The organism is Pseudomonas sp. R151218B TE3479, assembly GCF_053629195.1.
This window is the reverse complement of the sequence record NZ_JBRJHV010000001.1, coordinates 5,289,975-5,302,292: the sequence shown is the minus strand read 5'-3', so window position 1 is coordinate 5,302,292 and position 12,318 is coordinate 5,289,975. Positions and strand designations below refer to the sequence as shown.

Sequence of the window (12,318 nt, the reverse complement as noted above, 5' to 3'; positions counted from 1 at the left end):
TAGATTAGTGGCAAATTGAGATCAGCTTGCCGGGATTCATGCATTGTATCGATTTTCATCGGGCGACCTCGATGACCGCCGGTCAGAAACGAAATCCTTTCGGGAACTTTATAGATCCCTCCAGCTCGTGGCAACAGCCGAGTGCATTTCAGCCGGGTGATAGGCCCTGCCCGAAATGCACTGCAGCTCCATTAGATCAAAGCCTGAATTCGGCCAATCGCCTGACTTTTTTTAGAAGTTTTTCGTCTGAGCTGCGTCGGTAATCACGATTTCAGGATTTTTCGAGCTTTTTTGTGCACCGAAAGGGAAATCGAGTATCAATGCAAGAAGAATCGCCCCGGCGGAGATCAGAAAAAGCAATCCGTGGCGTCCGCCACTGGCATTGAACAGGGCCGAGTAAGCAAACCCGGCCAGCGCCTGGAAGGTGGCGAACGAAACAGTGGCCCGGCTCCAGGCCAGTTGTTGGCGATGATGGTCAGGAACCAGTTCATGCACTCGGGCCAGGGCCAAGGGCACGATGCCCGGTGGAAACGAACCGATGATCACGGCTAGCGGCGCCAGTGCCATGAAGGTGTGTGAAACCGTCAGCAAGCCGAGAGCAATTGCTTGCACGGCCAGGACCAGTCGGATGCTCTTGCGCGCGCCGAGGTGATCGGCAAGAAAGCCATAGCTCACCGGCCCGATAATCGCCCCGAGGCCATACATTACCCAGACCATTGCCCCGGCATGTGCCCCGGCACCGAGGCCGCGCGCCACGTAGTCGACCAAAAAGACCATCGCAGGCACGAGCCCTGCGGCCATGAACGCATACTGGCCGAACAGCTGGAAAACCGCAGGGGGCATGGGCTCGTCGGGCGCAGCGCTGGCTGTAATCTGCACCGTGTCCCGGGGCCAGCCAAACCAGCTCAAACCGGTCAATGCCAGCGACAGGGCGCCAAGCCCCAGCCAGGTGGCCGGCAGGCCCAGGCTCAACAGCGGCGGCACAATCGTTCCTGAAGCGGCGATGCCAAGGCCGATGCCAAGGAAAATCGCGCCACTGGCCAAGCCTTTGCGTGCCGCCGGTACATGGGGCAATACAGTCGCCGCCACCAGTACCATGATCGCGCCGCCGGCGATCCCCGACAGCAACCGCCAGGCGAAATACCAGGTCACCGACACCGGGAAGGCACAGGCGAAAAATGCGCCGGTCACGACGAGCATCATCAGCCGCAACGCGTTCCGGTTGGTCAGTCGGTGGGCCATGGGACGGCCGAGCAGGGCGCCGATCAGGTAACCGACCAGGTTCGCCGCTCCCAGGTAGACCACGTCGTTGGCAGAAAACCAACGGGCCTCGATCAATGCCGGGAGCAGTGGCGTATAGGCGAAACGCGCCAGGCCGATGCTGACGAGGCTGGCGCAGAGGCCGGCGAAAATGGGCAGCCAGATGCTCGTGGGAGGTGATTCGAGCGCAGCGGATGAGGGGGGCATGACAGCGATCCTGTGGAAGGGTTTATAGCGACCAGCATATCGGCTATCGTTGCTGCGTTTGTGCAGCGATTTAGCTTCAGGATGATGCATATGTGCAGCGGGGAGGGCGAATGAATTGGGATGATGCGCGGGTGTTTCTGGCCGTCTGCCGAACGTCGACCTTGCGCGGCGCCGCGCGGGTATTGGGGGTGGATCAGGCGACTGTGGGGCGGCGCGTTACAGCGTTGGAGAAGTCCTTGGATGCCGCGTTGTTCCTGCGTACCTCAGACGGTTACGCACTGACAGCCGTCGGCGAGGCGGCGCTCAAGGCGGTGGAGAAAATGGAGCATTCGGCGCTGGAACTGGAGCGCCGGATACAGGGCCTGGATGATCGCCTGATCGGCAATGTCCGGGTCGCCACCACCGACTCATTGGCCATCGACTTCTTGATTCCGGCCATTGCCAGCCTGCATGGGCGCCATCCTGATGTGCGCGTGCAATTGGATGCATCCACGCAGATCCTCAGCCTGGTCAAGCGCGAAGCGGACATCGCCGTGCGCAACACCCGGCCCGACAACCCTGACCTGATCGCTCGGCGAATCGCCCGTTGGCCGGTAGGATTGTTTGCGTCCCCAGCCTATGTCGATGCCCGGGGCGTACCGTCGCCCGGCAGCGAGTTCGATGGACATGACTTGGTGGTTTATCAGCCGTACTGGCAGGGCAGCAAGGATTTCACCTTGGTCTCGGAGCCGATCAATCGCGGACGGATCGTGGCCAGCCTGAGTTCGAGCCTGTTGGTGCGCCGGTCGATTGCCGCGGGCCTCGGTGTCGGGGAAATTCCGCTGTACATGGGAGCGCGTGACGGGTTGCTGAGGATCTGGCCGGAGCGCACACGTGCGCTGCCTTACGAGGTCTGGCTGGTCACCCACGCGGACCTGCGCCACACCGCACGGGTGCGGGCAGTGATCGATGAGATTGTCGAGGTGTTTGCACAGGAGAATGAGTGAAGCGTTGGGGGAATGTGGAGGCTCCATTACGAAACACCCTGTGGACCCTGTGGGAGCGAGCTTGCTCGCGATGGCGTCAGGTCAGCCGATACTCATGTGGCTGATACTCCGCCATCGCGAGCAAGCTCGCTCCCACAATGGGTGCTTCATAGCCTCTGTGACAATTTCTCCAACAGGGCCTAAAGGGTGTTTCATGGCATCTGTGGCAGTTCCTGCGGCCGCAGATCGAACACGAGCACCTCGGCATCCTGGCCGTGACTCAAGGTCAGGACCTGCTCCTCGCGCACCCGCACACCATCACCTTCCTGTAACTGCACGCCGTTGAGCTCGACAGCGCCTCGGGCCACATGCACGTAGGCATAGCGATCCGGAGCCAGGGTCAGGGTGGCGCTTTGTTCGCCATCGAACAGCCCGGCATAGACCCGTGCATCCTGGCGCACCTGGAGCGAGCCGTCGGCGCCGTCCGGGGAGATGATCAATTGCAGGCGACCGCGTTTCTGCTCGCTGCTGAAATGCTCCTGTTGATAGCGTGGCGTGGCGCCACTGACGTTGGGCACGATCCAGATCTGCAGGAAGTGCACCGGCTCGTCCGCACTGTGGTTGAACTCGCTGTGGGCCACGCCGCTGCCGGCGCTCATCAACTGCACGTCACCGGGGCGAATGACCGAGCCCGTGCCCAGGGTGTCCTTGTGTTCCAGCGCCCCTTCAAGCACGTAGGAAAAGATCTCCATGTCCCGGTGGGGATGCTGGCCGAAACCCTTGGCCGCGGCGACCCGGTCGTCGTTGATGACCAGCAGGTCGGAAAAACCCTGTTCGTTGAGGTTGCGGTAGCTGGCGAACGAGAAGGTGTGGAACGAGGTCAGCCAGCCGTGGCGGGCAACACCGCGGTCCGAAGCTTTGCGAAGGGTCAGCATGAGGATTCTCCTGATATCTATGGGCGGCGGCTGGGCCGTTCGCCGGGTTCAGAAGAAGGTTAATGGTTATCCTGATGTTCAATAAGCAGGTAGAAAACGAAAGACTGTCCGTTTTTAGTGGACAATCGAGAATGCCTACCGGCGGATGCTTCGCTTCGACATAATGCTGACGATAAACCCTGCGGGAGCGAGCTTGCTCGCGATAGCGGTGTGTCAGTTACCTCAATTCCAACTGATCCGACGCTATCGCGAGCAAGCTCGCTCCCACAGGGGGCATTTATGATTTCTGGATTTCTTTGGCGTCTTTCTTGATGAAAACCGTTGCAATGGTGCTGTTCCCGGATTTTTTGCTGCTCGACATGGCCGGGCCTCTCGAAGTGTTTTCCATCGCCAATCGTTACCTTGAAGGGGACCTGCGTTATCAACTGTTGACCTTGGGGACCGAGCGCGGGCCGTTGCGAGCGTCCAACGGTGTGATGGTGCAGGCCGATATCCATATCGACCAGGCATGGGCAGCCTATGACGTGTTGCTGGTGCCGGGTGGGCCGGGGGCCTACAACGACCGGCATCCGGGGCTGCACACCTGGCTGCGGGCCGCGGCGCAACGGGCTACGCGCTACGGCTCCATCTGCACCGGTGCCTTCGTGCTCGGTGAGGCGGGCTTGCTCGACGGTTATCGCGTCACCACCCACTGGCATTACACCGAACGCCTGATACAACGTTTCCCCAAGGCCCTGGTGGAAACCGACAAGATCTTCCTGCAGGACCGCCGCCTGATCACCTCGGGCGGTGTCACCGCCGGGATCGACCTGGCCCTGTCCATCGTGGCCCAGGATCACGGCCGCAAAGTCGCGTTGGACGTGGCCAAGGTGTTGCTGGTGGTGATGAAGCGCCAGGGTGGCCAGGCACAGTTCAGCCCCTCGGTGGCGGCGGTGTCGACGCAGGAATCGGCCATTACCCGGGTGCAGAATCATGTGATAGAGCACCTGGAAGAACCCTTCACCATTGAGCGCATGGCCGCCCTGGCCTCCATGAGCGCGCGGCATTTCGCCCGGGTCTTTGCCCGGGAAGTGAAGATGACGCCCATGGAGTTCCTGCAGGGCGCGCGCATCGACCGGGCGCGTCAGCTGCTGGAAACCACTGATCTGCCGCTCAAGACCGTGGCGTTTCGCAGCGGCTTCGGCAGCGTGCGGCACATGCGCTTTTTGTTCGGTGAAAAGCTCGGCCTGACCCCGGTGCAATATCGTCAGCAGTTCAGTTGAGGCGTCGGTGTCCGTGTCCGTCCAGGGCACCGTGATGTCCGTGGCGCTCCCAGTGCCAGCATTGTCCTGACGCCTGCGCCTGCCAAGATTACGGCGAACCCTTTGGAAAGGATGCGCAGGAGCCCAGGGCAGACGTGTTCGGTGATCCGCATGCTGACGCCCGCACCGGTTATCCAGCGCTGGATCGCCCCATGAACAGTTTCGTCAAACCCGATAGCGAGCCGGCGGTGGGCTTCGGTCCGTTCGCCTTCTACCGGCAGCAACGACTGGTCACCCGTGACGGCCAGCCCCTCACGCTGGGTGGCCGGGCCCTGGATGTTCTGCAGGTGCTGGTGGAGCACGCCGGCTACTACGTCAGCAAGCAAACCCTCATCGCCCACGTCTGGCCTGACAGCGTCGTGGAAGCCATCAACCTGCGGGTGCACATCGCGGCGCTGCGCCGGGCCTTCGGCGACGGGCGGGATGGCGCTCGCTATATCCTCAACCACCCGCGACAAGGCTATTGCCTGGCGATGCCCCTGGTGATGCAAGAAGGCGTTGAGTCGCCTTTGAGTCCCAGGGCCGAGCGACACAACCTACCCACGCGCTTGAGCCCGGTGGTCGGCCGCGACAGAGTCCTGGGACGGCTGCTGGCGCAAGTGCCCCGTCAAGCCTTGACCACCGTGAGCGGCCCGGGTGGGGTCGGCAAGACCACCGTGGTGTTGCGGGTGGCGGAGCTGCTGCTTGAGCACTTTGACGACGGGGCCTGGTTCGTTGACCTGGCGGACGTCAGCGATTCTTCACAGGTGATGACGCGGGTGGCCGGCACGCTGGGCCTGGCGCCCGGTTCTTTGGGCCGGCGCCTTGAGTCCTGCCGCATGTTGCTGGTGCTCGACGGTTGCGAACACGTGCTCGATGCCTGTCGGGAGTTGGCCCAGACATTGGCTACGGCAGCGCCCGGGGTGTCGCTGTTGTGCAGCAGTCGCGAGCCCCTGGCCCTGCCGGGCGAAAAAATCGTGCCGCTGCCCGGCCTGGCCGTTGCATCGCCCCTGGAACCCGAGCACCAGATCGTGGCGTGCCCGGCGGTGCAGTTGCTGATCGAGCGGGTGGGCGCCCGGCAACAGGGTTTCCAGCCCGTTGGTCGCGACTGGTTGATCCTGGCCCAGATCTGCCAGCGCCTGGACGGCTTGCCGCTGGCGTTGGAACTGGCGGCGGCCCAGGTCGACGCCTTGGGGCTGGCCGGGGTCCTCGAACAATTGGATTACGGTTTGTCACTCTTGAGCCACGGGCGGCGTACGGCGGTGGCCCGGCATCGAAGCCTGGAGGCCGTGCTGGATTCGAGTGTCGAGCGTTTGAGTGCTGAGGAACAAACCGTGTTCCAGCGCCTGGCGGTGTTCGAGGGGCCGTTTACGCTCAGGGCGGCGCTGGCAGTGATCAGTTGCGCTGAGCTGAGTGTCGGGCAATTGCCCTCGTTGCTATTGCGGCTGGCGAGCGTGTCATTGCTGATGGTCGAGCCGCTGGCCGACGGAGGGCGTTTCCGACTGCTGCACACCACGCGCGCCTATGCCCTGGACAAATTGCGGCGCAGTGGTCAGTGGCCCGTGTTTCATCGGCGTTATGTGCTGCAAGGCGCTTGGGGGGCGCGCCATTCAAGGCCCCAACCGGCGAGTCAGTCCTTGGAGCAGCGCGCCGGCCTCCAATAGGTCGGGGGTGTTGAACCCCTCGCTGAAGCGTCGGTAGACCGGCCCGAGCAGTTCCTGCGCGGCGCGGACTTGCCCGCGGCGTTGCCACAAGCGGGCCAGGGACGTGGCGCTGCGCAGTTCCCAGGCCAGGGCATGATGACGACGGGCGACGGCCAGGGCGGCCAGCAGTTGCGTTTCGGCGGGGCCCTCCAAGGAGGGCTCGTTCCGGGCCAGCCAGGTTTCGGCGCCGGCCCGCAGGAGCTCCGCCGAACACCAGCCCGCGGCGCCACTGCGGGCCCGTTCCAGTTGCGCCGGGCTGACAACGTCAGGGCGCAGGGTAACGGCGATGTCTTGGATCAGCCCGTTTGTCGGGCTCGTCTCCAGGGGCTGGTCGTTGAATACGCTGTCGTAATGACAGGCCCACTCATGGAACAGCATCACCGAATGTTTCTTGGCCTGCTGCTTCAACAGGTCGAGCCTTTCCCGAACAGTCGGATGATCGCCGGTGTAGTGAGCGATCACGCAACCGGCCAGCGCCAAGGTGTAGCAGATCGAAATGCCGTGATTGATCTGCAAGGCGATCTGCAGCGCCAGGTTGGCGGTACGCCGGGCTTTCTCGGCAAAACCTTGCAGCCAGAGGATGCGCGCCAGAATCGTCAGCGCGGCCACGCTCTGGTCGTATTGCACGCCGAAGCCGTGGCTGAAGCGGCTGAGGTGGCCGCTCTGGGCCAGGCGCTGGATCACCTGTTCGGCCTCACGCCGCGCCGCGCCCTGGTCGCCGGTGAAATGCAGCGCCAGCACTCGCAGGCGTTGAGTGCTCAAGGACAGGGTCGGGTCGCCCTGCAAACCGAGCCGGTCGAAATCCAGGCTGTGAGCCAGGGCCTGTTGGTAGTTGCCGCAGCTGAGGTCCACGGTCATTTGCCCGGACACGGCCCGCAGTTCGCTGGCCAGGTCCTGGCATTGCCGGGCCAGTTGCCGGGCGGTGGCGAAGGCACGGACCGTCGCCGGCGTGCCGCCCTCGGTGTGGTAGTTGAAACTGGCGTGGGCCAGCTCCAGGGCCAGGGTCAAGCGTGGGCATGGTGTTGGGCTGGCCCGCAACAATTGCAGCGCCTTGTTGACGTAGAGGCCGTGCTCCTTGAGCAGCGACAGCTCCTGCCAGAGGGGCAGGGTGCGGGCAGTCAGGCGGATCGCCACGGCGTGTGAACCCTGCGGGCCCAAGCCGCGGTCGAGCGCCGCGCGGATGTCGTCGCGATAGTCGGCGTAGCGGGCGATCCACAGTCGGGTGGGGGTGTTCTCCCAATCGTTTTCCGCTTGCCCCATGAGCGCCAGGCAGCGTTCGGCGTGGCGTTCCTGGCTGGTCGCCAACTCCCCGGCTTCGGCCAGTTTTTCCAAGGCATAACGGCGGGTGGTGTCCAGCAGGCGATAGCGCACCTCTTCATCGCCGACCTCGACGTTGAGCAACGATTTGGCGACCAACTGGCTGACCGACACCAGCACCTGGTCGGGTGCGACATGCTGGCCGACGATCACCGCCGCGGCCGAGGCCAGGTTGAAGCTGCCCATGAACACCGCCAGCCGCCGCAGGCAGGTCTGCTCGCAGGCCGTGAGCAGCGCGAAGCTCCAGTCCAGCGTGGCGCGCAGAGTCTGCTGGCGCGGGGCGGCGTCGGTGTCGTTGTGGAGCAGGGCGACGCTGTCTTGCAGTTGCCGGTGCAGTGCTTCGAGGCTGAAACGGCCGATTTGTCCGGCGGCCAGCTCGATGGCCAGGGGAATCCCGTCCAGCCGCTGGCAGATGTCGACCACCAACGGCACCTCGCGGTCGGTCAGTTCGAAGTCGTCACGGCTGGCCATCGCACGCTCGGCGAACAGTTGCAGCGCCGGGTACTCCAGGGCGGGATAACCCTCGATGGGCATTTCCCGGGGCGGGAATGCCAGGGCATCCAGGCGCTGCACGTATTCGCCTTCGGCGCGCAGGCCTTCGCGGCTGGTGGCCAGGATGTGCAGGTGGGGGGCGCCGCGCAGCAAGGTTTCGCTGAGTTGAGCGATGGCGTCGATCAGGTGCTCGCAGTTGTCGATCACCAGCAGCAGATGCCGCTCTTTGAGCGGTCGGGCAACGGTGTCCAGCGGATCACCGTCCTGCAGCGGCAGGTCGAGCAACGCGCACAGGTTGGGGACGATCATGGCCGCGTCGTTGAGCGATGCGAGGTCCAGCAGATGGGTGCCGTCACGGTAGTGGCCGATCAGCCGTTCAGCGACCCGCAGGGCGACGGTGGTCTTGCCGATGCCGCCGGTGCCGACCAGGGTAATGAAACGCTTTCGTGGCAACTGGGTCACCAGGTTTTCCACCAGGGCCTGGCGTCCGATCAGGCGCGTGCGCTGCAGCGGCAGGTTGCGCGCCAAGGACGGATGAGGGATGCGCGCCAATGGGTCGAGGGATCCGAATGACACCGGCGCGACAAAGCTGTAGCCGCGCTGCGCCACGGTGACGATGTAGCGCTGCCCGGCCTGGCCGTCTCCGAGGGCCTTGCGCAGTGCCGCGACGTGTACGCGCAGGTTGGTGTCTTCCACCACGCTCCTGGGCCAGACCCGAGCGATCAGTTGCTGCTTGCTCACCACCTCGCCTGCGTGTTCGAGCAACACCAGCAGAATCTCCACGGCCCGCCGTCCCAGGCGCAACGGTTGCTCGCCTTCCAGCACCAGGCGCTGGCGCGGATGGACCCGGTAAGGGCCGAAATGCACCGTCTGTTCGACGGGCAGGCTGAGGTATTGGCTCATGGTGCTCTCAATGTTCTGGGCCCGATGCCTGGGCTTTACCCGAGCATATTCCTCAGGTTTGGCTTCAAGCGCAACGGCGCAGGCTCTGCTCCGAGCCTTCCAGTCGCCGGACCTGTGGCGAGGGAGCAAGCTCCCTCGCCACAAAAGCAGGTTTTTAACACTTCAGTCCCGAAAAAATTAACAACGTTTAACTCACGCCCATGCCCCCTCTGACCAGACCATAAAGCGATCCACCCACCTCAAGGAATCATGTCATGAGCACCTTCATCACCCGCGACGGCACCGAGATCTACTACAAGGATTGGGGCAGTGGTCAACCGGTGGTCCTCAGCCACGGCTGGCCGTTGAACTCGGACAGTTGGGAGGGACAGATGATGTTCCTGGCATCCAACGGCTATCGGGTGATCGCCCATGACCGCCGTGGACATGGGCGCTCCAGCCAGCCCTGGGATGGCAACGACATGGACACCTACGCCGATGACCTGGCCGAGCTGATCGAACGCTTGGACTTGAAAGATGCAGTGCTGCTCGGCTTCTCCACCGGCGGTGGCGAAGTGGCGCGCTACATCGGTCGCCATGGCGCCGCCCGGGTCGCCAAGCTCGGCCTGATCTCGGCGGTGACGCCGCTGATGGTCAGGACCGCGGCCAACCCTGGCGGCCTGCCCATCGAAGTCTTCGACGGTTTCCGCCAGGCCTCCCTGGCCGACCGTTCTCAGCTATACAAAGATGTGGCCAGCGCGTTTTTCGGCGCCAACCGTCCGGGCGCCAAAGTCTCCCAAGGCATGATCGACTGGTTCTGGATGCAGGGCATGCTCGCCGGTCACAAGAACACCTACGACTGCATCAAGGCGTTCTCGGAGACCGATCTTTCCGAAGACCTGCGCAACATCGACGTGCCGACCCTGGTGGTCCACGGCGATGACGACCAGATGGTGCCCATCGAGACCGCCGGCATCGCCGCCGCCAAATTGCTGAAGAATTCGCAGTTGCTGGTGTACCCGGGCGCGCCCCATGGCCTGACCGATACCCACAAGGACCGGCTGAACGCGGACCTGCTGGCGTTCATCCGGGGCTGAAGGGGAGGTGCCGGACTTGCCCTGATGCTATGAGGCAAGCACAGATCTCATGTGGGAGCGGGATTGCTCGCGAAAGCGGAGTGTCAGTCGACGAAGATGTTGAATGTCGGTGCGCTTCGCGAGCAAGCCCGCTCCCACAGGGACTCCACCAACCCTTGGCATTCAACAGGACCCAAAAACCCATGAACCGCAACGATTTACGCCGTCTCGACATGAACCTGCTGGTGATCTTCGAGGCGCTGATGTTCGAGAAAAACCTGACCCGCGTCGCCGAGAAGCTGTTCATGGGCCAGCCGGCGGTGAGCGCGGCGCTGGGGCGGCTGCGGGATCTGTTCGATGACCCGTTGCTGATCCGTCACGGTCGTGGCATGGAACCGACCCCGCGAGCCCTGGCGATCCTGCGAGAGCTGCAACCGGCCATGGACACCATCTCCGGCGCGGTCAGCCGGGCCAAGGCGTTCGACCCGTCCACCAGTTGCGATGTGTTTCGCATCGGGCTGTCCGACGATGCCGAGTTCGGCCTGTTTCCGCCATTGCTGAGCCAACTGCGCGAAGAGGCGCCGGGGATCATCGTGGTGGTGCGCCGGGCCAATTTCCTGCTGATGTCGTCGCTGCTGGCCAGCGGTGAAATCAGCGTCGGCGTGAGCTACACCACCGATCTGCCGGCCAATGCCAAACGCAAGAAGCTGCGGGACATTCCTTGCAAGGTCTTGCGTGGCGACAAGCGCCCGGGGCCGTTGACCCTGGACGAGTACTGCTCGCGGCCCCACGCCATGGTTTCGTTTTCGGGCGACTTGAGCGGCAACATCGACCTGGACCTGGCCCGCATCGGCCGGACCCGCAAAGTGGTGCTGGCGGTGCCGCAATTCAGCGGGCTGCGAGCCTTGCTGGCCGGCACCGAGCTGATCGCCACCGTGCCCGACTATGCCGCCTGTGCGCTGGTGGAAGGCTGCGCACTGCGTGCCGAGGACCCGCCGTTCGCGATCAATGCGGCTGAACTGTCGATGGTCTGGAGCGGCGTGCATGACAACGACCCGGCCGAGCGCTGGCTGCGCTCGCGCATTGCCAGCCACATGTCCCAACCATTGCCGGCCGCTGCCTCGGCGGCCCCGGACGGAGCCCACCGATGAACATGACCGATGAACGCCCGTGGCAGGACCTGGGTTTGTTGTTCCTGCGCCTGAGCGGCGGGTTGTTCCTGCTGTGGGTCCATGGGCTGCCGAAGCTGTTGCACTACAGCGTCGAGCTGACCCGGATCGAAGACCCGTTTCACCTCGGCGCGGCACCCACCCTGATCCTGGCGATTTTCGCCGAGGTGCTGTGTCCGCTGCTGATCATGGCCGGCGTGCTGGTGCGCCTGGCGTGCTTGCCGATCCTGTTTCTGCTGGCGGTGGCGCTGCTGGTGGTGCATCCGCAGTGGAGCCTGGAAGAGGGGCAGTTCGGTTGGTTGCTGCTGATTGTATTTACCAGCGTGTTCATTGCCGGGCCTGGGCGCCTGGCGCTGAACGCGCGCTTTGATGGAGTGCTGCGCCATGCCTGAATCTCAAGCTGTTGAATCCACCGCGAGCCCATCCCGGCCTGGCTTCGACGAAATCGTGACCCTGGTGGTCAAGCACCGGATCAAGGCCGGCCAGGACGGTGCCTATGAAGCCTGGTTGCGGCGCATCGTCAGCGTGGCTGGCCAGTGGCCGGGGCATCTGGGGGTGGATGTGGTGCGGGGCAAGCAGGGCGGTTTATCGCTGTTCACCTGTGTGCTGCGGTTCTGCTCCACCGAGGCCATGCAACGCTGGCTGGATTCGCCCGAGCGCCGCGAACTGGTGGAAGAGGCCGCGCCGCTGCTGGCCGACGGCGACCAGACCGAAGTCGGGTCGCACAAGGAATTCTGGTTCGCCCCGCTGGCCGACGCCGCCACGCCGCCGCCGCGCTGGAAACAGGCCGTAGTGACGCTGCTGGTGATCCTGCCCCACACGCTGCTGGTGCCGCTGATCTGGGGGCCGGTGCTGCAACTCGATGCCTTCCTTTCCAACTACGTGGTGGCCACGTTCCTGATCACCCTGACCATCGTGCTCTCGGTGGTCTACGTGTGCATGCCTTTGGCGACACGCCTGTTCGCGCCTTGGCTGCAACCCAAGACCCATGAGCACTTGGAGCCCGGCCATGGCCAATAAGGACGATCCGAC

10 protein-coding genes are annotated in these 12,318 nt (G+C 63.8%); 7 read left to right on the top strand and 3 right to left on the bottom strand.

All coding sequences use genetic code 11. The annotated features are described in order from the left end of the window. Positions 1-231 precede the first annotated feature (231 nt). A complete protein-coding gene (locus AB7M32_RS22790) occupies positions 232-1,467 on the bottom strand; it encodes a YbfB/YjiJ family MFS transporter (RefSeq protein ID WP_454251453.1) in 1,236 nt (411 codons plus the stop codon). 110 nt (positions 1,468-1,577) lie between these two features. Between AB7M32_RS22790 and AB7M32_RS22785 the strand changes: the two genes are divergently transcribed. Beyond that, entirely contained in the window at positions 1,578-2,453 is an 876-nt protein-coding gene (locus AB7M32_RS22785; protein ID WP_454251452.1) for a LysR family transcriptional regulator, read from the top strand. Positions 2,454-2,644: 191 nt separating this feature from the next. On the opposite strand, the gene AB7M32_RS22780 is transcribed toward AB7M32_RS22785, so the two are convergent. After that, positions 2,645-3,367 (bottom strand): pirin family protein, encoded by a 723-nt coding sequence (locus tag AB7M32_RS22780; protein ID WP_454251451.1) that lies wholly within the window; start codon positions 3,365-3,367, stop codon positions 2,645-2,647. Positions 3,368-3,678: 311 nt separating this feature from the next. On the opposite strand from AB7M32_RS22780, the gene AB7M32_RS22775 reads away from it, so the two are divergent. Next, positions 3,679-4,629: a GlxA family transcriptional regulator gene (locus AB7M32_RS22775; protein ID WP_454251450.1), complete on the top strand. Its 951-nt coding sequence runs from the start codon at positions 3,679-3,681 to the stop codon at positions 4,627-4,629. Positions 4,630-4,820: 191 nt separating this feature from the next. Then, a complete protein-coding gene (locus AB7M32_RS22770; RefSeq protein ID WP_454251449.1) occupies positions 4,821-6,311 on the top strand; it encodes an ATP-binding protein in 1,491 nt (496 codons plus the stop codon). Here the strand turns inward: AB7M32_RS22770 and AB7M32_RS22765 are convergent. Next, the gene (locus AB7M32_RS22765) at positions 6,258-9,062 is read right to left on the bottom strand and encodes an ATP-binding protein (protein ID WP_454251448.1); all 2,805 of its coding nucleotides are present in this window, start codon (positions 9,060-9,062) and stop codon (positions 6,258-6,260) included. The two genes, AB7M32_RS22770 and AB7M32_RS22765, sit on opposite strands and share 54 nt — an antisense overlap. A 254-nt stretch (positions 9,063-9,316) precedes the next feature. Between AB7M32_RS22765 and AB7M32_RS22760 the strand changes: the two genes are divergently transcribed. The 4 genes from AB7M32_RS22760 to AB7M32_RS22745 all read left to right on the top strand — a co-directional run bounded on the left by AB7M32_RS22760 (position 9,317) and on the right by AB7M32_RS22745 (position 12,306). Further along, positions 9,317-10,138 carry an alpha/beta fold hydrolase gene (locus AB7M32_RS22760; protein ID WP_454251447.1) on the top strand — a complete coding sequence of 274 codons (822 nt, stop codon included), beginning with the start codon at positions 9,317-9,319 and terminating at the stop codon, positions 10,136-10,138. 182 nt (positions 10,139-10,320) lie between these two features. Further along, the gene (locus tag AB7M32_RS22755) at positions 10,321-11,268 is read left to right on the top strand and encodes a LysR substrate-binding domain-containing protein (RefSeq protein WP_454251446.1); all 948 of its coding nucleotides are present in this window, start codon (positions 10,321-10,323) and stop codon (positions 11,266-11,268) included. After that, the gene (locus AB7M32_RS22750) at positions 11,265-11,678 is read left to right on the top strand and encodes a DoxX family protein (protein WP_072406841.1); all 414 of its coding nucleotides are present in this window, start codon (positions 11,265-11,267) and stop codon (positions 11,676-11,678) included. Before AB7M32_RS22755 ends, AB7M32_RS22750 begins: the two co-directional genes overlap by 4 nt. Further along, the gene (locus tag AB7M32_RS22745) at positions 11,671-12,306 is read left to right on the top strand and encodes an antibiotic biosynthesis monooxygenase (protein WP_454251445.1); all 636 of its coding nucleotides are present in this window, start codon (positions 11,671-11,673) and stop codon (positions 12,304-12,306) included. The genes AB7M32_RS22750 and AB7M32_RS22745 overlap by 8 nt, the downstream gene beginning before the upstream one ends. The last annotated feature ends 12 nt before the right edge of the window (positions 12,307-12,318 follow it).

Excerpts from the sequence above, each read along its gene's own strand:
- AB7M32_RS22790 (WP_454251453.1), bottom strand. The coding sequence starts at position 1,467 with ATGCCCCCCTCATCCGCTGCGCTCGAATCACCTCCCACGAGCATCTGG.
- AB7M32_RS22785 (WP_454251452.1), top strand. The coding sequence starts at position 1,578 with ATGAATTGGGATGATGCGCGGGTGTTTCTGGCCGTCTGCCGAACGTCG.
- AB7M32_RS22780 (WP_454251451.1), bottom strand. The coding sequence starts at position 3,367 with ATGCTGACCCTTCGCAAAGCTTCGGACCGCGGTGTTGCCCGCCACGGC.
- AB7M32_RS22775 (WP_454251450.1), top strand. The coding sequence starts at position 3,679 with ATGAAAACCGTTGCAATGGTGCTGTTCCCGGATTTTTTGCTGCTCGAC.
- AB7M32_RS22770 (WP_454251449.1), top strand. The coding sequence starts at position 4,821 with ATGAACAGTTTCGTCAAACCCGATAGCGAGCCGGCGGTGGGCTTCGGT.
- AB7M32_RS22765 (WP_454251448.1), bottom strand. The coding sequence starts at position 9,062 with ATGAGCCAATACCTCAGCCTGCCCGTCGAACAGACGGTGCATTTCGGC.
- AB7M32_RS22760 (WP_454251447.1), top strand. The coding sequence starts at position 9,317 with ATGAGCACCTTCATCACCCGCGACGGCACCGAGATCTACTACAAGGAT.
- AB7M32_RS22755 (WP_454251446.1), top strand. The coding sequence starts at position 10,321 with ATGAACCGCAACGATTTACGCCGTCTCGACATGAACCTGCTGGTGATC.
- AB7M32_RS22750 (WP_072406841.1), top strand. The coding sequence starts at position 11,265 with ATGAACATGACCGATGAACGCCCGTGGCAGGACCTGGGTTTGTTGTTC.
- AB7M32_RS22745 (WP_454251445.1), top strand. The coding sequence starts at position 11,671 with ATGCCTGAATCTCAAGCTGTTGAATCCACCGCGAGCCCATCCCGGCCT.